Raw genomic sequence first — 21,730 nt, 5'->3', positions numbered from 1 at the left:
TATCTTCGTTTTATAATTGGCGCCGCCTTATGAAGCTGTTTAGAAAACTAATTCTCGCTTTTGCACTGTTTGTTATTATAAGCATCCTTATAATATTTGGATTAGAAGCTTATGTACAAAAAGAAACTTCTGGCCTAATCTATTCTGAAATCACCCAGATTCCTTCAGCAAAAACAGGAATAATTCTTGGCGCTAGTGTACATGCTGATGGAAAATTATCTCCAATTCTTGAAGATCGGGTAGAAACTGCTTACCAACTTTATAAGTTAAATAAGATTGAAAATTTTCTGGTGAGTGGCGATCATAGAACCGATGATTATGATGAAGTAAATGCCATTAAAAATTATTTATTGAAAAAAGGAGTTTCTTCTGAAGATATTATCTTAGATCATTCTGGCTTTGATACTTACGATAGTATGTTCAGGGCAAAATCTGTTTTTGAAATCGAAGACGCCATAGTAATCACGCAAAAATTTCACTTACCCAGAAGTCTTTATATTGCTAAAAACCTGGATGCCGACTATAAAGGTTTTGAAGCCGCTCCCGTTGCATATACCTCTTCTGAAACTATTAAACGCCGCGAACAACTAGCTAATTTTAAAGCTATTTGGGAGATTCTTACCAATCAACAACCTACTACTTTAGAAAAACACCCTAAATAAACTACCGCGCAGCTCCTGATATTTAGCAGGGAAATATCTATTATCGAGTAAAATTGCTTTAAAGTTTTTGGCTAATTTTTTCTATCTTTAAATAACCTAACCAAAAAATATAGAAAGCCATGCTTCAATGGATAGTGCATATTGTTATAGACGCCCTGGTTTTACTCGCCGCGGCTAATATAATGCCCAAAGTAAAATTAGACGGCTTTAAAACAGCTATTATTGTAGCTTTAATTATTGGTGTGCTGAGTTTTTTATTAAGTTGGGTCCTTACTTTATTGCTAAACGTAGCCACTTTCGGGATTTTTTATTTCCTGGGATTAGGATTTATCACCCGTGTTATTGCTTACGCGATTATTATAGAAATTGCCGACCAGTTTAGTAGCGATTTTAAGACCGAAGGTTTTCTCCCTTCACTATGGCTCGCTGTTTTTATAGCAATTGTAGGCGGAATTGTTGATTGGATACTTTTTTAAGCTTTTGGCTTACTTTTTTTATTCCTTCGGCCAAACCAAATCATAAATCCGCTAACGGGAAGAGCGGCTACAAATAAGCTTAGAAAAAATGCGATTATTTTTCCGGGTAGATCAAAATACTGGCCCGTGTGTAAACCAAAAGTCATTTCCTGCAATTTCATCCCGGTACTTTTAGCCGAATATTCATGGTTTTTCACTAATTCACCGGTTTCCGGATGAAAATAAAAGTTAGATTGATGATCATAATCCAGGGCTTCAGGATAAGATCCTGTAGTTATTGGTGCGCTTCCTCCCTGTTCCCACACAAAAAACATTTCATCCTCAGGCCGTTGTTTTAAGGTTTCAACTATTGCAATATCCAGGGCGTTTTCAGAATATTCAGCATCTTCAATTTGAATATTTAACCGGTCTTCCGGTTTTTCCTGCCATAGATTTGCCAGGTCGTATAGGCCGTGATTCATCCAATCATAAGAAAAACTAAGTCCCATAATGGCTATAAACAAAGCCAGAAGCGAAATATATAATCCGGTTATACTATGCCAGTCGTAATTTACACGGCGCCATTTGGCATCCCATCTTATTTGAAGACGTTTCTTGAAGTTTTTTCGCTTTTTCGGCCACCAAAGCACAATTCCAGAGATAAGCATGAAAACGAAAATTAATGTAGAAATTCCTACTACCTGTTTTCCTATTTTCTCCGGAAGCCAGAGATGCATATGTAAATCTTCTACAATTAGAAAAAAATCGTCTTCCAGGTTTTCTTTTTGAAGAAATTCGGCAGAATAAGGATTGAAATAAATATGATGCGGCACCTCATCTATAACAGAATAAACAAAAGCCGAGCGATCCCTGCCCTGGTAAACAACCATTCCCGGTTGGGCTTCAGGAAAAAGCGATTTTGTTTTATTCTGAAGTTTTGAAGGCGCTACAAATGTTGAAGTTTGAGAAGTGACCTTGCGATAATCGCGGGTTAGATCCTTAATCTCGTCGTGAAAAACAAAAATGCATCCGGTAACTGCTACTATAAAAACAATAAGACCGGAACCCAGTCCCAGCCACAAATGAAGTTTAGCAATCCACTTCTTTAAACCTTTATTTTTTGTTTTTTTCTGCATATAAATAGGCCACCACCAAAACTCAAAACAATTTTGATGGTGACCATATTAATTTATTTAATTAGAAATTATAAGTTAAACTCGCCGCAAAGTTTCTTGGTCTTTGTGGGTTTATTGTAGACCAACCGGTATAATATTCTTCGTTGGTAAGATTATTCAACTTCAAATTAATTCCAAATTTATCTACATTATAGAATAATGAAGCATTTAAAATCGTGTAAGAAGGAAGGGTAAAAACACCTGCAGTTTGACGGTTAAAGATCATATTTTCACTGGCATAATTTCCACCAAAACCAAGTCCAAAACCTTTAAGATTTCCCTGTACAAAACGATAGCTTGCCCAGAAGTTAGCTAAAGTTTCCGGCCCCGCAGATTCTGGTCTTCTTCCAAGAAAATCAGTTTGATCAGATTTGGTTAATTCGCTATCGTTATGGCTAAATCCTGCAATTAAATTTAAACCTTCAAAAGGGCTGGCGGTAAGACTGGCTTCAAATCCGCGGCTATATTGCTCTCCATCCTGAACAAGATTAAAAGGGTTTTCAGCATCTTGCATTACCATATTTGAAACCTGGATATCATAATAACTTAAGGTAGCAGAAAGGTGATTTTTAAGCAGGTTTAATTTGGTCCCAACTTCAAATTGTTTTGCTCTTTCAGGATCAAAAACTATAGTTCTTGTTTCTCCGGTTTCCAGGTTATCTACCTGTCTTGGACCCACGTTGCTAAAACCATCCATATAATTTGCGAAAAGCGCTACTTTATCTAAAACCGGTTGATAAACCACTCCAAATTTTGGAGATAGTGCGGTCTGGCTATTGGTTTCAGTTTCAAACTGGTCTAGTCTTAAACTGGTCATTACAGCCAGTTGCGGAGTGAAATTGAGAACGTTAGAAATATAGGCGCTATAAATATCTTCTTCAGCGATATTATTATTCCTATTAACGTTTTCTAATAACCCGGCTACACCTTCTTTACTTAGAATTCCGCTATCGTAATTGGTGATATAATTTTCAGGCTCGTAGATATCGTAAACACTTTCGTTTACATTCTGAAGGCTGGCATTACCAATATAAACCTCGCCATTTCCTATATATCCGCTATTGTTATCAATTACTTTTCTATTGAAATAATCTAAACCAACTACGGTGCGGTTACGCATTCCTGCAATTTCGAAATCTCCGATAAAATTCTGCTGAATATCATTACTTATGGTCGTAGAATTTTGATTACTAATGTAGCGGGAAAACACAAGTCCTTCATCTAAATTAGTTGCTTCACCAGGCACCTCTTCTCTACCCTGATTAAACTGAGTAGTTTCATATAAATATGAATAATTCCCCAATGCTTTAGCCGATCCTGTTGAAACCGCGGTTTGTGAAGTCCAGCTATCTGAAAGTTCATAATTCATTTGCGCCTGCAGGCTAAAAGTGGGGTTCTCTACAGTAAGATCGTTACTGGTGTAAGAAAGTTCGTTGTTATAACCTAATTCTTCTATATTGGTAGCTCTAAGCGGTGCACCTCTATCTACGAACAACATTAAAGGATTTGTACTTTCAGAATCGTAAAATTCAGTATTTATAAAAAATGAAAGTTTATCATTTACTTTATAGCTTAACGAAGGCGCAACAAATAAAGATTTATTAAACCCGGCATCCTGAAAGCTGTTTTCGGTATGGTAGGCAGTGTTTACTCTTAAAGCAACATCACCGGTTTCATCAAGCGGAGTATTAACATCGGCAGTTACACGGTTAAGTCCGAAGCTTCCTAAAGTATAAGAAACATTTCCGCCAAAATAATTATAAGGTTTCTTTGTCGTGATATTAATCAATCCGCCGTAAGAGACAAGGCTACTTCCGTAAAGCGTTCCAGACGGGCCTTTTATTACTTCAATATTTTCCATATTGGCAGGATCTGGGCTCCCGTTAGTTAGTGCCGGCAAACCGTTTACTAAAGTTGGTTGCACAGGAAAACCTCTAAGCGAAAAATACCCTGCTCCGTCGTTTCCGCGACCGGTAGATTCCCAAAGTTTTGTAAGACCTGAAGCATTTTTAATCGCATCGTCAAAATTTGTAATTACCTGTTCCTGTAAAAGCTCAGCGGTAATATTATTATAAACCTGCGGATTTTCGATCTTTTTAAGTGGCATCTTTGCTACACTCACGCTGGTATTTCGGGTAAACTTATTGCCGTTTCCATTTCCCCTTAAAACCACGGTTCCCAACTGCTCTTCCTTTCCTAACAAAACAATAGAAGGAATATTGGTAGTTGCGCCAGGCTGTACGCTAACTTTTAAATTCTGGGTTTCATACCCTACATAAGAAATTTGTAATGTATAGTTTCCTTCCGGAATATTTCTCAACGTAAATTCTCCCCTATTATTGGTTTCATCACCAATTTGAAGGCCTTTAACTTCAACATTAACATTAGACAGAGAGTTTGCTGCATTATTTACTACATTTCCTTTAATTGCACCGTTATTTTGTGCAAAGCTAATTTGAATAGCTAAAAAAAAGAACATAACCAGGCTATTTGAAAGCTTCATTAGTCAGTGTTTTTATTTAGATTGGATTTAAATACGCGGCAAATGTAAAAACGAAATCCCTTTTTCAAAAGCTTATTTATAATTATTTTAAATAAAAATAACAAATAACACTTCAGCCTTTTGGGAATCAAAGACATACATCAAGAAATTCTATTTAGATAGTAGGACATTTGATGTTTTCTTAACTTATACCCAATTCTAATCTTTTATATTTGCAGCTTAATTTTGCGCTATGATAAAACTGATTGTGACCGATATGGATGGGACTTTGTTGAACGACGAGCACGAGATACATCCAGATTTTTGGGAGATAGAAGAATTACTTAATAATAAAGGAATAATGTTCGCTGTGGCAAGTGGCCGGCAGTTTTACAATCTGGAGAGCAAATTTGAAAGAATTAAAGACCGAATGATGTTTTTTGCCGAAAATGGTACTCACGTAGTGCATAAAGGAAGAGATCTGTATGTAAACCCTTTAGACAAAACAGCCGCGATGGATTTTGTAAAAAAAGGCAGGGAACTTTCTAATACACACTTAGTACTTTGCGGGAAAAATTCGGCGTATATAGAAAGTAAAGACGATAGCTTTTTTAACGAAATCAATAAATTTTATAAAAAGATTAAAAAAGTTGACGATCTCACTCAGGTAGACGATACATTTTTAAAAGTAACTTTTTGTAATTTTAATGGGGTTGAAGAAAATACCTACCCGCATTTAGAAGAATATGCAAATTATTATAAAGTAGCAATTGCCGCCCATGTATTTATAGATATCACTTCTATTACTGCAAATAAAGGAAATGCAATTAGCGGTATTCAGGAAGAATTAAATATTTCTTCTGAAGAAACCCTGGTTTTTGGAGATTACCTCAATGACCTGGAAATGATGCAAAACGCGAAATACAGCTACGCAATGAAAAACGCGCATCCCGAAATTATTAAAGCAAGTAAGTATTTAACCAATTTTGATAACAACGAAAACGGTGTTCTAAAAACTATTGAAGAACTTGGCTTGCTTAAAAAGGAATATGCGGTAAAAAGTTAAACCTTACTGTCGTTCACCTCTATCCAGTACCCATCGGGATCCTGAAAATAAATTTGTTTAACCCCGTCAGGACGGTTGGTAATTGTATTTTTTTCACCTTTCCCGTTTTCAAAAGGAATATTCTTATCCTTAAGAAATTTCATAAATTCCGATAGGTTTTCGGTATTAAAAGCAGAGTGAAAACCTTTATTTTTCTCTATTTCCGTATCGCTTTCCACCAAATGCAGCTGTACATTATTACCCAGCTTAAACCATTTAATATGGTCTCCAAGGCCGCCATTATCTATTTGTTCTAACCCAAAAATATCTTTGTAAAATTTTACGGAAGTCTTTAGATCTTTTACCCTAATTGTATCGTGATCTTTTCTAAAGTTAAACTCTTTTGAAGCTGTAGTAGCTGCAAATAATATAATTGAAGTTAGATTCTTATTTTTCATACTTAGATTTTTTTTCTTTAAAATAATGATATACCCCACTTTTTGCAAAAAATAGGTTATCTAAACCAGTTCAGCGAAAATTACGTAAATTTAGTTTATTTAATTTACTGATTATCAAACCACATAACCAACCAAAACTTCTAATTATGAAATATTTTGTTTACTTAATGGCTTTTCTTAGCCTTCCCGTATTTGCGCAACAAAACCATGAACCCGAAGATTATACCATTGAACAGTTTTATGAAAATACCAGAATAGGCGGAGGTTATTTTTCTCCTGACGAAGATAAACTACTGGTAAGTTCTGACAAAAGTGGAATTTTTAATTTGTTTGAAATTGATATTTCTTCCGAAGAAATGCAACAAATAACTTCTTCAGAAGAAGATTCCTATTTTGCTATAGATTATGTTCCAAATTCTGAGAGTATCCTTTACTCGGCAGATAAAGGAGGAAATGAAATTAACCATATTTACCTGCTTGAGCCAAATGAAAACCCTACAGATCTAACTCCCGGAGAAAATGAAAAAGCACAATTTGCCGGATGGAACAATGAGAAAACCGGTTTCTATTATCTTTCAAATAAAAGGAATCCGCAGTTTTTTGATTTATATGAAATGGAGATGCAGAGCAGGGAAAGTGAGTTAATTTATAAAAATGAAGAAAATCTCTCTTTTGAAGATATTTCTCACAACGGGAAATTAATTGCCCTTACCAAATCTATTACCACCAGTGAAAATAAGCTGTATCTATACAATTTAGAAACCGAAGAAATGACAGAACTTTCGGAAGAATCAGCTCAATATTCAGCTTCCGGTTTTGATAAAAATGATGAACATTTCTATTACATTACCAATGCCGGTAGGGAATTTAAAAGTTTAATAGCATATAATCTTGAAACTAACCAAAGCAGCAATTTGTTTGAGACCAACTGGGACGTAATGTATAGTTATCTTAGTGAAAATGATAAATACAGGGTGACAGGTATTAATGAAGACGGGAAAAACAGCTTAATTATTGAAAACACCAAAACCGGTGAGGAAGTTGATCTTCCCGATATGGAAAATGAAGATATTGTAGCAGTAAATATTTCTGATAGTGAAGAACTAATGCGGCTTACCATTGGCACAGCAAAAGCTCCTAATAATCTATATGTTTATAATTTTTCATCGGGAGAATTAAAGAAATTAACCAATACTTTAAACCCTGAAATAAACCCCGAAGATCTGGTTTCAGCGGAAGTTGTACGGTACGAATCTTTTGACGGACTGGAAATTCCCGCTATTTATTACAAACCTCATCAAGCTACAAAAGATAATAAAGTTCCCGCCCTGGTATGGGTTCACGGCGGACCCGGAGGGCAATCCCGGATAGGTTATTCAGCTTTAATCCAGTATTTGGTGAATCAGGGTTATGCAATTTTAGCTGTAAATAATCGCGGTAGTAGCGGTTATGGAAAGACTTTCTTTAAAATGGACGATAAAAAACACGGAGAGGAAGATCTAAAAGACTGTATTTGGGGTAAAAAATGGCTGCAGGAACAGGAATACATAGATTCAGAAAAAATAGGAATTCTTGGAGGCAGCTATGGTGGTTATATGACGATGGCGGCCATGACCTTTACTCCAGATGAGTTTGAAGCAGGTGTAAATATATTTGGGGTAACTAACTGGTTGCGTACCTTAAAATCTATCCCGCCTTACTGGGAAGCATTCCGCGAAGCGCTTTACGAAGAAATGGGAGATCCTGTAAAAGATTCGGTAGCGCTTTATAATAAATCACCGCTTTTTCACGCTGAACAGGTTAAAAATCCCGTTATGGTTTTACAGGGCGCTAACGACCCTCGAGTGCTTCAGGTTGAATCAGATGAAATTGTTGCAGCTCTAAAAGAAAATAATGTACCAGTAGAATATGTGGTTTTTGAAGATGAAGGTCATGGATTTATAAAAAAGGAAAATGAAATTGAAGGTTACAGGCAAATAAGACAATTTTTAGATAAATATTTAAAAGAGGAAGAGTAAGCTTATATTATTCTTAGGGGAGAACTCAAAAACTCAGGTTAAACTTTTAGTGCCGATTTCAAAAAGCCTTATCTTGGCGCTTGCAATCGCAATAGAAAACTATGCTGTATATTTTACATCATCCTGATGATAGGGAAACTGTGGAAAATGATATTTTTCCGTTATTAGAAAATACCGAAAAACAAACCATAGATTACCCTGAAACCGAATTTGAAGCAGGAAAAGACGATATAATAGTTACTTATTTAAGCGATGAATTTCTAAGGGAATTTTTACCAAAAGCCGCGAAGCAAAATCAAAAAGTTGGAATTCTCCCTCACCCAGAAAATACATATACCACCAAAGGTTTAGGCATTGCCAACGACCCTAAGGAAGTTATAAAAGAAATTCTGGAAAATGAAGAAGCGCATAACCTGGATATGCTCTACTGTAACGATATTCCCATCTTCCAGTCGGTGAATATTGGAAATGTTTTTATTTTCACTGAAGATCATCAAAACAACAATTTTGTAAGGGAAGTTTATACATTTTTCAAAAACATAAGACATCTATCTTCCCTTTCGCATAACTCGTATGTAATAAGTTCAGAAGATGAAAAAATAATTCATACTTCGGCGCTGGGAATAATTGTAGTAGAACATGCTTTAAGCTCGGTGGTAGCCAGAAGACTGGTTTCCGAAAGTTCTTTAAACGATGGAATGTTTACTACACTTATTATTTCGCCAACTAATTTACTGCAATTAATCTGGTTTTTATTGCGCAGTTTACTTCCTGGCGGTAAGCAACTAGACAGAACGCCTTCTTTTATTGGAAGAATAAAAATTGCCAAACTGCACATTAAAAATTCTTCTGAAATAGAATTTACTATAGATGGAGAAAAAGAAAAAGCCAAAGAAATATTACTTAGGGTAGAACCCGAATCTTTGTGCCTGGCACAAGCCAGTAAATATTGTACAGAAAAAGATGAAGCAAACCTCAAAAAGAGCAATAAGACCGATACGCTGCCTACGGGTGAAAAAAGGGAAGAGTTAACCAAACGTACCCTACCAATTTTTCCTCGCGCCACCACCGAGGAATTCCAGGAATTGTTTAAAGTATTGCGGGAAAACTCCAAAACCACCTCTATTTATGTGGTAATGATGATCCTTTCTACACTCATCGCCACTTTTGGGCTTTTCGCTAATTCTTCTCCCGTTATTATTGGAGCAATGATTTTGGCCCCTATTATTTCACCTATCGTTTCTTTTGCGATGGGGATGGTTCGTTATGATACCAACATGCTGAAGAGAGGAATTATCACCATTCTCATTGGAACAGGGGTTTCGCTTTTATTCTCTTCGGGTGTTACACTCATAATTCCAATAAAATTAATTACTTCTGAAATTGATGCGCGTCTATCACCTACGCTTTTAGATATGGGAATTGCAGTAGCTTCTGGGGTTGCGGCAGCATATGCACATGCCAAAGAAGGAATTGCAAAAAGTCTCGCGGGAGTAGCTATTGCAGTTGCACTGGTCCCGCCATTGGCCGTGTCGGGAATTGGAATTGGCTGGTGGGATTGGCAGGTATTTTCAGGTGCCTTTTTATTATATCTAACTAACCTTGCGGGTATTATTATGTTTGCCGGAATCACTTTTCTTATACTTGGTTTTGCACCTTTTAAACGAGCAAAACTCGGTTTGGTTTATACCCTAATTTTAATTGGAATGGTAATGGTTCCTCTTTCCCTATCTTTTAACCGAATTAAAAAAGAAGCGAGTATTACACGGGAACTAGAAGGCTCTACCGTAAACGAATTAGTAATTAGAGACGTGAAAGTTAGGTTTGGAGATCCCTTGCGGGTTTCTCTTACCCTGGTAGGACCAGAAAACCTAAGTGGAAATGAAATGAGAGACATCAAAAAACAATTGGAAGAAGATATTGGAGAACCTATTCATCTGGAAGTAATTTCTGCCCGGAGATTTTAGAGCAGAAATTTAACAAGGCTCTCAATTTGAGTTAAGTTTCTCTAAAAAACCGAAATTAATTATCAATATCTTTTGTGTAGCAATATGATCTTTTTAGATTGTGCCTCATTAAAAACTTTAAACAACGATTATGATTAAATCAAAAAAGATTGCAGGTTTATTATTTGCTTTTGCATTATTAGGATCAGCAAGTGTATTTGCCCAAACTCAACTACCACAGCAACAACAGCAAACTGTAGAAGTAGATGTTAGTGACGAGGAGCTTTCTAAATTTGCTGATGCTTACCAGAAAATTAGAATGGTAAACCAACAGGCGCAACAGGAGATGGCGAAGAAAGTAGAAGATAGCGGATTTGACATTCAGCGTTTTAATGAAATTCACCAGGCTTCTTTAGACCCAAATACCGAGGTTGATGCTACTGAAGATGAACTGACAAAGCACAAAGAAGTTGTTTCAGAAATTGAAGGAATGCAAGGCGAGTTTCAAAAAGAAATGGAAAATGCTATTTCAGAAGAAGGACTTGATGTTGCACGTTACGAGAAAATCGCAATGGCACTTCAAACCGATACCGAACTACAACAGAGATTACAACAGCTAATGCAGGGATAATTTCTAAATTAGTTTTAGAAATCGATATAAAATTAGGTCATCTGTATAGATGGCCTTTTTTTATGTTTATTTTATAAGAACTTTCTTGGCGAAACCAGCAGGTTTACTATATTTTTAGCTCTATACAGAAACAGTCCAAATTGAATTCTATACTTAAAACATATTTTTTATTAATCACAGCAATTCTATTTTGCCAATGGAATTGGAGTGCGATTTATGCCCAGGAACAAATGAAACAAAAAGATACTTTAAAGTTTGAAAATAAAATTGTACCCGATGAAATTTGGAGGGAAACTTATGTAGCACTTTCTCACTACCCCGAGCTAAGAGATACCCCAATTGAATTCAAATTTAAAAAGAAGATTCAGAAATCTTTTATGCAAGCGCAGCCCAAAGTTTCGGGATTATTAAAGAATAAAAAGAATCGATCTTACTTTGTAATGATAAGCGAACACATTAAAATTGAAGATGAAGTCTTTGATGTAAAAAATGTTCCGTCAGAAGTTCTTATTGGCTGGATTGGCCACGAGCTGGGGCACATTATGGATTATCGTGAACGTAGTGCAGCGAATATGGTATGGTTTGGAATTAAATACCTTACTTCAAAAAGATATATTCAGGAAGCTGAAAGAGCCGCAGATACCTATGCAGTAAACCACGGACTTGGAAAATATATTATAGCCACTAAAGATTTTATTTTAAACCACACCCACCTTGCTGATGCCTATAAGGCAAGAATCAAAAAACTTTACCTCTCACAGGAAGAAATTATGGCTTTAATTGATGAAATTGACGAAGACGACGATTAGGCTTTTTGTTCTTTTACAAACTTTTCCCACTTTGCAAATTTCTCTTCGTCCATAACTTTTTCCATTTTCACCTGCCCGCCTTTTTTCTTATTAGCGGCATTCCATTCAGGGAACATATCGGGATGTACTTTAGTTACTTTCACGCCTTTTAAAGCTTTAGAACGCGCAACTTTATAATTCTTATTAGCATTTTTCAGCGATTCATCTAAAGCCTCTTTAAGTTTTTCTTCTGGAGTATCGCCTTCGGTTCCCAAATACCAGTGGTGATGAAACTCACCATCAATTCTTACCGCAGCCAGGGTGAACTCAGGAATTTTAATATCAAATTTATCTTCGAGTTCCTGTACGGCATCATTCATTTTATTTACTGAAAGTTGAGAACCAACCACATTTAAAAAGAATTTTGTTCTCCCGGTGATGCGAATTTCTTTACGTTTAACATCGGTAAATTTAATAGTATCCCCAATTAAATATCTCCAGGCACCAGAAACGGTACTGATAAGCAGTACGTAATCTTTTTCTTCTTCAACTTCATCTAAAGAAATTACCGGGGCATCTCCAACAATAGAACCATCCTGGTTAATATATTCAGCCTTAAAAGGAACAAATTCAAAATAAATTCCGTTATCCAGAATAAGTTTCATAGCATTGGTATCAGGTCTTGCCTGTACTGCCAAAAATCCTTCGGAAGCCAAATATGTATCAATAACCGTAATTGGGTGGCCCAATAAAGCATTAAAACTCTTTTCGTAAGGCTCAAATGCAACTCCGCCAGAAGCGTAAACTCTTAGGTTTGGCCAGATATCATGAATGTTATCAAGATTATTATATTCAATAACCTTTTTCATCATAAGTTCTAACCAGGAGGGAATTCCACTTAGGGCTCCAATATCCCAGTTCTTAGCGTTTTCGGCAATACGTTGAACTCGCTCATCCCATTCTTCGATTTTTGAAATTTCTTCCCCGGGTTTATAATAACCGCGAAACCAAAAAGGAATATTACTTGCGCTAATTCCGCTAATTTCACCTTCTTTATGGTCTCCTTCTTTCTCCAAATCGGTAGAGCTTCCCAGCATCATAATCTCCTTTTCAAAGAAATCTGGCGGAAGATCAAAATTACTTAGCGCACTAACCTGTTTGATTCCTGCTTTTCTAATAGACTCCAGCATTTCATCGGTAACCGGGATTCGCTTACTGCTTGTTCCGGTAGTACCCGAACTCACTGCAAAATATGGAGGTCTTCCCGGCCAGGTTACGTCTTTTTCACCATCGTGTAATTTATGCCACCATTCCTTCTCCAATTTGTTATAATCAAAATAAGGCACCTTTTCAGCAAAGGTTTTTTGAATATCATCAGATTTTAAAATTGATTCAAAATCGTAATGTTTTCCAAACTGGGTGTCTTTAGCTTTTTTAAGCAGTTTTGTAAGTACCTCTTTTTGGGCTTCTTCTGCTTCCGGTTCAGAAACAATAGTATCACGAAGATCTATAAGACTTTTTATTAAGGAACCTACTATGGGCATAATCTTGATTTTTAATGGTGGTTGTTTTCAAAAAATGAAGATAAAAAAAACCAAAATCAACACTATTAATGTCTTGACAATTATCAATAATTTAACCTTTCAAAATACTAAGAATTCTGTAAACTCTCCACGCATTTTTCGGCACATCTCTCCCCGTCTATTGCTGCAGAAATTATTCCGCCGGCGTAACCGGCGCCTTCCCCGCAGGGGTAAAGCCCCCTTATTTGTACATGCTCAAAACTATAAGGATCTCTCGGGATTCTTACCGGGGAGGAAGTCCTGGATTCTGGCGCGTGAACTACGGCTTCATTGGTTAAAAAACCTCGCATACTTTTGTTGAATTCTTTAAAACCTTCCTGTAAAGTTTTATGAATAAAATCTGGGAAAACTTCACTTAAATCGGTTGAAGTAATGCCGGGTTTATAAGAAGTCACCGGCAAATTTGTAGAAATTTTCCCTTGAGTAAAATCTACTAAGCGTTGAGCCGGCACTTTTTGGGTGCTTCCGCCTTCTAACCAGGCTTTTTGTTCTATTTGCTTCTGGAATTCCATTGCTGCCAGGGGATTCTTTTCGGCATTTTTAAAATCTGATAATCTCAATTCTATAACAATACCTGAATTTGCGGTTGGTTGATCGCGTTTACTGGGAGACCAACCGTTGGTAACTACTTCACCGGGTGCGGTAGCGCAGGGAGCTATAATTCCGCCGGGGCACATACAAAAGGAGTACATTCCTCTACCTCCTATTTGTTTTACGATGCTATATGGTGAAGGTGGAAGAAATTCTCCCCTGGAATCACATTTATACTGAATTTTATCTATTAATTCCTGTGGGTGTTCTACCCTAACGCCAAGCGCAAAGGCTTTGGCTTCAATTTTTATATTTTTTCTATGTAAAAGTTCAAAAATATCCCTGGCCGAATGTCCTGTGGCAAGGATAACTTTTTTAGAATTAATTGTTTCACCTTTTAAGGTTTTAATTCCGGTAACTTTATTATTCGCTACCAGAATATCGGTCACCCGGGTTTCAAAAAGAACTTCTCCGCCACAATTAATAATTAGTTCCCTAATATCTGCTATTATCGCCGGAAGTTTATTCGTGCCAATATGCGGGTGTGCCTCTACCATAATCTCTGGGGTAGCGCCAAAACCTACAAGTAATTTCAAAATTCTATCTACATCACCCCGTTTTTTAGATCGGGTGTATAATTTGCCATCGCTATAAGTACCGGCACCACCTTCACCAAAACAGTAATTAGAATCTTCATTTACAATATGCTCAATATTTAAAGCTTTTAGATCGCGCCTACGGGTTCTAACATCCTTTCCACGTTCAATAATAATAGGTTTAAATCCTAATTCAATACATCGCAAGGCCGCAAACAGGCCTGCGGGACCAGCACCAACAATTATAATTTCCTCTTTGTTTGCTACATTCTGGTAATCTGGGAGATAAATTTTATCTTCTGTAAATGCTTCCTTTACATAAACATCAACTTTTAAATTGATCTTTATGGCCTTTTGCCGGGCATCTATAGATCGCTTTAAGATATTTACAAAAGTAATGTCTTTTAGAGCTATGCCTCCGTGGCGGGAAACCGCTTGCGTAAGTTTATGCTGATTTGCAGCCTCTTCTGGGCTTACTCTTATTTGGTACTGGTACTTCATTTTTTAAAATCTATCACAAAAATATACTTTTCAAATTTGTTGATTTAAAATTATAAAACCAGCCTGTTGTTAAAAGCCCATTACCACTAAATTAATTTAGGACGTTTTAAAATATTGACTTATTTTGGACAACCTTAAAAAACCCTAATCTATTATAAACAATTACCAGAATGAATTCTACAGCACGCTACCCTATGGTTTCCTATGATGAAGCCTCTCCTGAAGTTCAGGAAATTTATGATGATACCAAGAAAACTCTTCAACTTCCCTTTGTTTTAAACTGGTTTAAATGCCAGGGCACCAATGCTACTTTATTAAAAGGTAACTGGAGTAAATTAAAGAATACTTTAATGGAAGGAGAAGTTCCAAATGTGCTTAAACAACTTATTATCTACAATGTATCTAAAGAACGGGGTTGCAATTATTGCTCGCATGCTCACGGGATTTTCGCTGATAGTATGAGCGCTATGATCTCTGAAGATGAAGGTTTTAAAGCTACAGAAAATATAGATTCTCCTTCTATGCCGGCCAGTTTTAAAACTGCCGTTAAAATTGTAACTAATGCGGCGCTAAATCATAGCGAAGTTTCAGATGAAGATTTTGAGGAACTGGAAAAAGCAGGTTTTTCTCAAAAGGAAATCCAGGAATTAATGGCCCAGGCCGATTTAGTAAATATGTTGAATACTATTGCTGATGTATCAGGGATTAAAATAGACAACGAATTGCTGGAAACTCCGGAATAAGTCCGAAGATTATGGAATCCCTACAAGACAGAACTTCCCGGGTTTATAGAATTACCTATGAAACTTTTTCTAAATTCAGCAACAATTTAAATCGTTGTAAGAGTTTGGAGGAAGTTTCGCAGGTTTCAGTGCGTTTTTTAAAATATCTGCTTAATTTTCATCTTTTTAGAATTAGTATAAACCAGGCGAGGTCTTACCTGGTCTATTGCCAGTGTAATTCGCAAGGTGAATTTGAACTTATTTCAAAAGAAAATTTACTTTCGCACGAATTGCAGATTCTAGAAAATAATATTCCGGTTAAAACTGAAGAAATTCCGTCTCAATTGAGTGAAAAAATTGATTCTACTGCTTTAGAGTCTCCATCTTTATGGTGTTGGAGCTTTAAAAAAATGGATGTAGATTTTACTGTTTCATTAATATCAGATAAGAATAAAGCTTTTGATGTTGGCGATATTGAAATGCTGAAATTAATAAGTGATAGTTTCCAGGCTAAGTTTCAGGAAATTTATTTGAAAGAAGAGCTTTATCATAAAAATCAGTCTCTATTACAGGCATTAGACGTCATTAAAAATCAGAATAAAAAGATCAATCAAATTGTAGAAAATCAAAAACAAACTATTGCCGAACGAACTAAAGAAGTGGTTGAAAAAAATGAGAAATTATTGCATATTTCAGCTTTAAATGCTCATAATGTGAGAGAACCTTTATCGAGAATTCAGGGTATAGTACAACTTTTTGAAGTTTTTGATGATAAAACCTGCAGGGAAGAACTCGTACCAAAACTTAAACAATCATCAGAAGAAATGGATAAGGTTTTAAGAGAAGTTATTGAAATGGCATCTTCGGAATTAACCCAGCTAAAAGCAAAAAAGTTATGAGCACCATTATCCTGGTAGACGACCAGCCCATAGCCAATTTTATTACCCGAAAACTCCTGGAAATAGAAGGTTACGATAAAGATGTTGTAGATTTCACCAATCCCGAAGAAGCCCTGGTTTACCTGGAAGAACGGCAAAACACGCTTATATTTTTAGACCTAAATATGCCCGAAATGAATGGTTGGGAGTTTCTTGATTTATTAAAATCTAAAGGCCATGAACATAGAATAATTATTCTTACCTCCAGCACCAGTGCTGTAGACCGTAATAAAGCGAAAGAATACCCTGCGGTTATAGAATTTATAGAAAAGCCTTTAAACAAAAATAAGTTTGCCCGTCTCCAACCGATTTTGAAACAATCGTGAACTGAAGAGGCATTCATTTCCTAAACCATCCCGATTATTGAGTAAATGAGTTTAAAACCAAACCACAAAGCACTTTTAGAACTTGCACACGCTAAAATGCATTTTGGAAAATACAAAGGCTATTATTTAAGCGACATTCCCGAATATTATTTGGTTTGGTATCGCCAAAAAGGTTTCCCAGAAGGCAAACTTGGCCAGCAAATGAGTGAGGTGTTTGAACTTAAACTCAATGGGATGGAACAATTACTTAGAGATATAAGAAGAAAGTTTCCAAAACCCTGAGTATTCTTCAGTCTAAAACAGAGTTTTAACTTTAAAAATATTAGGTTTAAAATTAACGGCTTTTCTATTCTTCTTTGTAATTTAGCGCCCTGAATCAAACAACGCAACAAACACTTCTTAAGATGGCCGAAACCAAGTATATTTTTGTCACCGGCGGCGTTTCTTCTTCCCTGGGAAAAGGAATTATAGCAGCTTCTCTGGCAAAATTACTGCAAGCGCGTGGATTTAGAACCACTATTCAGAAACTCGACCCCTACATTAACGTAGATCCCGGAACCTTAAATCCTTACGAACATGGCGAATGCTATGTAACTGAAGATGGTGCCGAAACCGATCTTGACCTTGGCCATTACGAACGCTTTTTAAACGTTAATACTTCCCAGGCAAATAATGTAACTACCGGCCGTATTTACCAAAGTGTAATTGAAAAAGAACGCCGTGGGGAATTTTTAGGAAAAACCGTACAGGTGGTTCCACATATTACCAACGAAATTAAAGATCGCATCCAGATACTTGGTCAAAATGGCGATTACGATATTGTAATTACTGAAATTGGAGGAACTGTAGGCGATATTGAATCTTTACCTTATATTGAAGCAGTTCGCCAGTTAAAATGGGAATTAGGCGATGAAAACGCTTTAATTATTCATCTTACCCTTGTTCCCTATCTTGCCGCTGCAGGAGAGCTAAAAACCAAACCAACCCAGCACAGTGTAAAAACTTTGATGGAAAGCGGACTTAAAGCCGATATTTTGGTTTGTAGAACCGAGCACGAACTTTCAGACGATATTCGCCGTAAACTGGCTATTTTCTGTAACGTGAGGCAGGAAGCGGTAATCCAGAGTATTGATGCAGCTACTATTTACGATGTTCCAAATTTAATGCTGAAAGAAGGCCTGGACACCGTAACCTTAAAGAAATTACACTTACCCGATGAAACAACGCCAAATTTAGATCGCTGGAACCAGTTTTTAGATCGACATAAAAATCCTAAAGCCGAAATTACTATTGGCCTAATTGGGAAATATGTTGAGCTTCAGGATTCTTATAAATCTATTTTAGAAGCTTTTATTCACGCAGGAGCAGAAAATGAGGTGAAGGTGAATGTAGAAAGCATTCATTCAGAATTTATAAATGAAAATACTATAGACCATAAATTCGCCAATTTAGACGGAATTTTGGTAGCGCCGGGATTTGGCGAACGTGGTGTAGAGGGTAAAATAGACGCAGTAAAATATGCCCGGGAACGAAATTTACCGTTTTTAGGTATTTGTTTAGGAATGCAAATGGCAGTTATTGAATTTGCCAGAAACGTATTAAAGTTAAAAACTGCCAATTCTACCGAAATGGATCCTAAAACCAAACACCCGGTTATAGATCTTATGGAAGAGCAAAAAGAGGTTACTCATAAAGGCGGAACTATGCGACTTGGTGCCTGGGATTGTAAACTCACCGAAGGTTCTAAAATACAAAAAGCTTACGGCAAAACCGAGATTAAAGAAAGACATCGCCACCGTTACGAATACAATAACAAATACAAGGAAGAACTGGAAAAAGCAGGAATGCTAAGTACGGGGATAAATCCTGAAACCGGCCTGGTAGAAGTTATAGAATTAAAAGAGCATCCCTGGTTTGTGGGAGTTCAATATCACCCGGAATATAAAAGTACCGTTGCGACTCCGCATCCGGTTTTTATCGCCTTTATTAAGGCTGCCTACGATTTTTCGAAAAAAAGAAAAAATGCCAGTCTGGCACAAAAATAAAAGTGGCCGACTTATTGACCAAAAGCAAGTTATAGTTTAGAAAAGCATGGAAGAAAAGAAATTTGATGTTCAGTCCTTAATTGGATTTATACTTATTGGTGGAATTTTACTTTGGATGTTGTATACCAACAGCCCCTCTGAAGCAGAAGTAGAACCACAGCAAGAAACCGAACAGGTTGAAGTACCCGGCAATACCGATGCTAACCAACCTCCACCACAACAAAATCAAACTCCTGGAGCCGATTCTACTGCGCTTGCCCAGGCTCGCGAACGTTTGGGCGCTTTTGGCTATTCGGCAAGTCTTCCATCGGCTACAGAAAATACGACCACCATTTCCAATGATGTTTTAGAACTTAAAATTGACAATAAAGGTGGATATATTTCAGAAGCAAGATTAACCAATTATAAAACCTTCGATTCTATTCCGGTTTATTTAATTAAAGACGGAAATGCTTCTTTCAACATTAATTTTACCACCACAGACGGCAGAACTTTAGACACTGAAAATCTTTATTTTGAACCCGAAGTAACCCAAAATGGAGATAACCAGATTATCTCAATGAAGTTGAAAGTTTCAGAAAACGAATTCCTTGAATATCGTTATGTACTGAAACCAGGTGAATATATGCTGGATTTTAGTATTAGATCTCAGGGCCTAAATAATGTATTTAACAGCTCCAGAGATATTAATATGAACTGGCAGCTAAAAGGTTACCGCCACGCGAAAAGTATTTCTTATGAAAATAGGTACACCGACCTTATTTATGAATACGATGAGGGTGATGATGATTACTTAGGAAGCGGTGATTTTGAAGAACAGGAAGACGAGAATATTACTTATGTTGCTTATAAACAGCATTTCTTTACCTCTATATTATTGACCGACACTCCTTTTAGCCGAGGTAAATTCACTTCTCGAAACCTTGTTGAAGACGAAGAAATAGATACGGTTTATACTAAAGATTTTGCTGCACAGTTGCCTTTAGAATTAAATGGTGGCGAGCTTAATTATAATATGAACTGGTACTACGGACCAACAGACTATAAGATTTTAAACGATTACGACCGTAACCTTGATGAAGTTGTACCATTAGGTTGGGGTATTTTTGGGTGGATCAATAAATATGTATTTATCCCGTTCTTCGCATTTTTAAGCGGAGTACTACCAAGCTACGGTATCGCGATTATTGTAATGACCATTGTAGTGAGAATTGTTCTTTCTCCGGTTACTTACAAATCTTATCTATCCCAAGCTAAAATGAAGGTTTTAAGACCTGAAATTAACGAGCTTAATGAGAAGTATAAGGATAATGCAATGAAAAAGCAGCAGGAAACTATGAAGCTGTATAGCAAAGCAGGAGCCAGCCCAATGAGTGGTTGTTTACCCGCTTTAATGCAAATTCCGGTTTTCTATGCCCTATTCCAGTTCTTCCCAAGTGCTTTCCAGTTAAGACAGAAAGGATTTTTATGGGCAGACGATTTATCAAGTTATGATACTATAGCCGAGTTACCTTTCAACATTCCATTTTATGGAGATCACGTGAGTTTATTCCCAATTTTAGCATCTATCGCAATCTTTATTTATATGATGATGACGACGGGACAAAGTATGCAGCAAGCCCAGCAACCGGGAATGCCTAATATGAAATTTATTATGTACCTGTCTCCGCTAATGATGTTGTTCTTCTTTAACAACTATGCGAGTGGACTTTCATTATACTACTTCACTTCTAACCTAATTACCATTGGTATTATGTTGGTGATTAAATATGTGATTATTGATGAAGATAAAATTCACGCGAAGATCCAGGAGAACAAGAAAAAGCCTAAAAAGCAGAATAAGTTCACCAGGAAAATGCAGGAAATGATGGAGCAGGCAGAACAGCAAAAAAATCAACAGAAGAAAAAATAACCGAATAAAAGCTTATACATAAAAAAGCCGGTTTAAAATATCTTAAACCGGCTTTTTTCTTACGTCATCCTGAACTTGTTTCAGTATCTATTAGGTTGGAAAAAATTAAATCATTTTAGATCCTGAAATGAATTCAGGATGACGATAAATTGAAAAGCTTTTTAAAAACTGCTATTAATTCTTATCCCCTAGTAGAGGCACGAACCTGAATTGTCCAAATTCGGTTTTATCGAATTCTGTTGGAGATTTTCTTATAAAAAGGGTCATAGTTTGCACATCGTCGCCCACGGGAATTACCATCCTGCCTCCAACTTTTAACTGTCCCAAAAGATCTTTAGGAACAAAAGGAGCACCGGCAGTTACAATTATTTTATCAAAAGGTGCATAATCTGGCATTCCTTTGTATCCATCTCCAAAACTAAGATGCTTAGGCCGATAACCTATTTTATTCAAAAACATTTTTGTTTTTCTATAAAGCTCCCGCTGGCGTTCTATGCTGTAAACTTTTGCCCCAAGTTCACATAAAACCGCAGTTTGATAACCGCTACCGGTACCAATTTCTAAAACTTTATCTCCTTTTTCAATCTCCAGTTTTTCGGTTTGAAAAGCTACGGTATAAGGTTGGGAAATAGTTTGATCTGCAGCAATAGGAAAAGCTTTGTCCTGGTAGGCGTGATCTTCAAAACTACTATCCATAAAGAGGTGCCTGGGAATTTTCCCAATTGCACCTAAAACGGCTTTATCGGTAATTCCCTTTTTCTTTACGGTTTTTACCAACTGCTGTCTTTTTCCCTTATGTCTATAGTTATCTTCAATCACTTTTTTACCCTTTAAACTGCAAAAATACTCATTAGAAGTCAAAGATGCCAAGCGAAAACGGGGGAGATTCTCCTCTTTATTGCTAAACTATTTGCAA

General features: G+C 36.5%; 19 protein-coding genes. 13 read left to right on the top strand and 6 right to left on the bottom strand.

Features of this window, described 5'->3' with window-relative positions; all coding sequences use genetic code 11:
- Positions 1–29: 29 nt before the first annotated feature.
- A complete protein-coding gene (locus tag B4F31_RS02290) occupies positions 30–662 on the top strand; it encodes a SanA/YdcF family protein (RefSeq protein ID WP_093304931.1) in 633 nt (210 codons plus the stop codon).
- A 119-nt stretch (positions 663–781) separates the two neighbouring features.
- Positions 782–1,138, top strand: coding sequence for a phage holin family protein (locus B4F31_RS02285; RefSeq protein ID WP_075327307.1), 357 nt, complete (start codon positions 782–784; stop codon positions 1,136–1,138).
- Here B4F31_RS02285 and B4F31_RS02280 read toward each other — a convergent pair.
- Positions 1,135–2,253 carry a PepSY-associated TM helix domain-containing protein gene (locus B4F31_RS02280; RefSeq protein ID WP_286760518.1) on the bottom strand — a complete coding sequence of 373 codons (1,119 nt, stop codon included), beginning with the start codon at positions 2,251–2,253 and terminating at the stop codon, positions 1,135–1,137. The two genes, B4F31_RS02285 and B4F31_RS02280, sit on opposite strands and share 4 nt — an antisense overlap.
- 61 nt (positions 2,254–2,314) lie before the next feature.
- Positions 2,315–4,795 (bottom strand): TonB-dependent receptor, encoded by a 2,481-nt coding sequence (locus B4F31_RS02275; protein ID WP_286760517.1) that lies wholly within the window; start codon positions 4,793–4,795, stop codon positions 2,315–2,317.
- A gap of 232 nt (positions 4,796–5,027) precedes the next feature.
- Between B4F31_RS02275 and B4F31_RS02270 the strand changes: the two genes are divergently transcribed.
- A complete protein-coding gene (locus B4F31_RS02270; protein ID WP_286760516.1) occupies positions 5,028–5,840 on the top strand; it encodes an HAD family hydrolase in 813 nt (270 codons plus the stop codon).
- Here B4F31_RS02270 and B4F31_RS02265 read toward each other — a convergent pair.
- Positions 5,837–6,277, bottom strand: a complete 441-nt coding sequence (locus B4F31_RS02265; RefSeq protein ID WP_093304937.1) for a VOC family protein — start codon at positions 6,275–6,277, stop codon at positions 5,837–5,839. The two genes, B4F31_RS02270 and B4F31_RS02265, sit on opposite strands and share 4 nt — an antisense overlap.
- 146 nt (positions 6,278–6,423) lie before the next feature.
- Here B4F31_RS02265 and B4F31_RS02260 point away from each other — a divergent pair, with 146 nt between their 5' ends.
- The 4 genes from B4F31_RS02260 to B4F31_RS02245 all read left to right on the top strand — a co-directional run bounded on the left by B4F31_RS02260 (position 6,424) and on the right by B4F31_RS02245 (position 11,681).
- On the top strand, positions 6,424–8,295 hold the full coding sequence (locus tag B4F31_RS02260; protein ID WP_286760515.1) for a S9 family peptidase: 1,872 nt from the start codon (positions 6,424–6,426) through the stop codon (positions 8,293–8,295).
- 101 nt (positions 8,296–8,396) lie between these two features.
- Positions 8,397–10,262, top strand: coding sequence for a DUF389 domain-containing protein (locus tag B4F31_RS02255; RefSeq protein WP_286760514.1), 1,866 nt, complete (start codon positions 8,397–8,399; stop codon positions 10,260–10,262).
- Between the two features lie 130 nt (positions 10,263–10,392).
- A complete protein-coding gene (locus tag B4F31_RS02250; protein WP_093304945.1) occupies positions 10,393–10,872 on the top strand; it encodes a DUF4168 domain-containing protein in 480 nt (159 codons plus the stop codon).
- A 140-nt stretch (positions 10,873–11,012) separates the two neighbouring features.
- Positions 11,013–11,681 carry a hypothetical protein gene (locus tag B4F31_RS02245; protein ID WP_394333653.1) on the top strand — a complete coding sequence of 223 codons (669 nt, stop codon included), beginning with the start codon at positions 11,013–11,015 and terminating at the stop codon, positions 11,679–11,681.
- Here the strand turns inward: B4F31_RS02245 and B4F31_RS02240 are convergent.
- Both B4F31_RS02240 and B4F31_RS02235 read right to left on the bottom strand, forming a co-directional pair.
- Positions 11,678–13,204 (bottom strand): GH3 family domain-containing protein, encoded by a 1,527-nt coding sequence (locus B4F31_RS02240; RefSeq protein ID WP_286760513.1) that lies wholly within the window; start codon positions 13,202–13,204, stop codon positions 11,678–11,680. The genes B4F31_RS02245 and B4F31_RS02240 overlap by 4 nt on opposite strands.
- 107 nt (positions 13,205–13,311) lie before the next feature.
- On the bottom strand, positions 13,312–14,871 hold the full coding sequence (locus B4F31_RS02235; protein ID WP_093305866.1) for an NAD(P)/FAD-dependent oxidoreductase: 1,560 nt from the start codon (positions 14,869–14,871) through the stop codon (positions 13,312–13,314).
- 170 nt (positions 14,872–15,041) lie between these two features.
- On the opposite strand from B4F31_RS02235, the gene B4F31_RS02230 reads away from it, so the two are divergent.
- The 6 genes from B4F31_RS02230 to yidC all read left to right on the top strand — a co-directional run bounded on the left by B4F31_RS02230 (position 15,042) and on the right by yidC (position 20,814).
- Complete coding sequence (locus B4F31_RS02230) at positions 15,042–15,614, top strand: carboxymuconolactone decarboxylase family protein (RefSeq protein WP_093305868.1); 573 nt, start codon at positions 15,042–15,044, stop codon at positions 15,612–15,614.
- An 11-nt stretch (positions 15,615–15,625) separates the two neighbouring features.
- Positions 15,626–16,492, top strand: a complete 867-nt coding sequence (locus B4F31_RS02225) for a histidine kinase (RefSeq protein ID WP_286760512.1) — start codon at positions 15,626–15,628, stop codon at positions 16,490–16,492.
- Complete coding sequence (locus B4F31_RS02220; protein WP_093305872.1) at positions 16,489–16,857, top strand: response regulator; 369 nt, start codon at positions 16,489–16,491, stop codon at positions 16,855–16,857. Before B4F31_RS02225 ends, B4F31_RS02220 begins: the two co-directional genes overlap by 4 nt.
- A gap of 45 nt (positions 16,858–16,902) precedes the next feature.
- A complete protein-coding gene (locus B4F31_RS02215; protein ID WP_093305874.1) occupies positions 16,903–17,139 on the top strand; it encodes a DUF3820 family protein in 237 nt (78 codons plus the stop codon).
- Positions 17,140–17,261: 122 nt separating this feature from the next.
- Positions 17,262–18,902, top strand: coding sequence for a CTP synthase (locus B4F31_RS02210; RefSeq protein WP_093305876.1), 1,641 nt, complete (start codon positions 17,262–17,264; stop codon positions 18,900–18,902).
- A gap of 46 nt (positions 18,903–18,948) precedes the next feature.
- Entirely contained in the window at positions 18,949–20,814 is a 1,866-nt protein-coding gene (gene yidC / locus B4F31_RS02205) for a membrane protein insertase YidC (RefSeq protein WP_093305878.1), read from the top strand.
- 174 nt (positions 20,815–20,988) lie between these two features.
- On the opposite strand, the gene B4F31_RS02200 is transcribed toward yidC, so the two are convergent.
- Positions 20,989–21,630 carry a protein-L-isoaspartate(D-aspartate) O-methyltransferase gene (locus tag B4F31_RS02200; protein WP_075327996.1) on the bottom strand — a complete coding sequence of 214 codons (642 nt, stop codon included), beginning with the start codon at positions 21,628–21,630 and terminating at the stop codon, positions 20,989–20,991.
- Between the last annotated feature and the right edge of the window lie 100 nt (positions 21,631–21,730).

The sequence above is a fragment of the Salegentibacter sp. UBA1130 genome, assembly GCF_002311535.1.
GTDB lineage: Bacteria > Bacteroidota > Bacteroidia > Flavobacteriales > Flavobacteriaceae > Salegentibacter > Salegentibacter agarivorans.
Note: the sequence above shows the minus strand (reverse complement) of the source record. Positions and strands in the feature narration are given on the sequence as shown.

Coding starts and splice junctions, on each gene's coding strand:
- B4F31_RS02290 (WP_093304931.1), top strand. CDS start 30: ATGAAGCTGTTTAGAAAACTAATTCTCGCTTTTGCACTGTTTGTTATT.
- B4F31_RS02285 (WP_075327307.1), top strand. CDS start 782: ATGCTTCAATGGATAGTGCATATTGTTATAGACGCCCTGGTTTTACTC.
- B4F31_RS02280 (WP_286760518.1), bottom strand. CDS start 2,253: ATGCAGAAAAAAACAAAAAATAAAGGTTTAAAGAAGTGGATTGCTAAA.
- B4F31_RS02275 (WP_286760517.1), bottom strand. CDS start 4,795: ATGAAGCTTTCAAATAGCCTGGTTATGTTCTTTTTTTTAGCTATTCAA.
- B4F31_RS02270 (WP_286760516.1), top strand. CDS start 5,028: ATGATAAAACTGATTGTGACCGATATGGATGGGACTTTGTTGAACGAC.
- B4F31_RS02265 (WP_093304937.1), bottom strand. CDS start 6,277: ATGAAAAATAAGAATCTAACTTCAATTATATTATTTGCAGCTACTACA.
- B4F31_RS02260 (WP_286760515.1), top strand. CDS start 6,424: ATGAAATATTTTGTTTACTTAATGGCTTTTCTTAGCCTTCCCGTATTT.
- B4F31_RS02255 (WP_286760514.1), top strand. CDS start 8,397: ATGCTGTATATTTTACATCATCCTGATGATAGGGAAACTGTGGAAAAT.
- B4F31_RS02250 (WP_093304945.1), top strand. CDS start 10,393: ATGATTAAATCAAAAAAGATTGCAGGTTTATTATTTGCTTTTGCATTA.
- B4F31_RS02240 (WP_286760513.1), bottom strand. CDS start 13,204: ATGCCCATAGTAGGTTCCTTAATAAAAAGTCTTATAGATCTTCGTGAT.
- B4F31_RS02235 (WP_093305866.1), bottom strand. CDS start 14,871: ATGAAGTACCAGTACCAAATAAGAGTAAGCCCAGAAGAGGCTGCAAAT.
- B4F31_RS02230 (WP_093305868.1), top strand. CDS start 15,042: ATGAATTCTACAGCACGCTACCCTATGGTTTCCTATGATGAAGCCTCT.
- B4F31_RS02225 (WP_286760512.1), top strand. CDS start 15,626: ATGGAATCCCTACAAGACAGAACTTCCCGGGTTTATAGAATTACCTAT.
- B4F31_RS02220 (WP_093305872.1), top strand. CDS start 16,489: ATGAGCACCATTATCCTGGTAGACGACCAGCCCATAGCCAATTTTATT.
- B4F31_RS02215 (WP_093305874.1), top strand. CDS start 16,903: ATGAGTTTAAAACCAAACCACAAAGCACTTTTAGAACTTGCACACGCT.
- B4F31_RS02210 (WP_093305876.1), top strand. CDS start 17,262: ATGGCCGAAACCAAGTATATTTTTGTCACCGGCGGCGTTTCTTCTTCC.
- yidC (WP_093305878.1), top strand. CDS start 18,949: ATGGAAGAAAAGAAATTTGATGTTCAGTCCTTAATTGGATTTATACTT.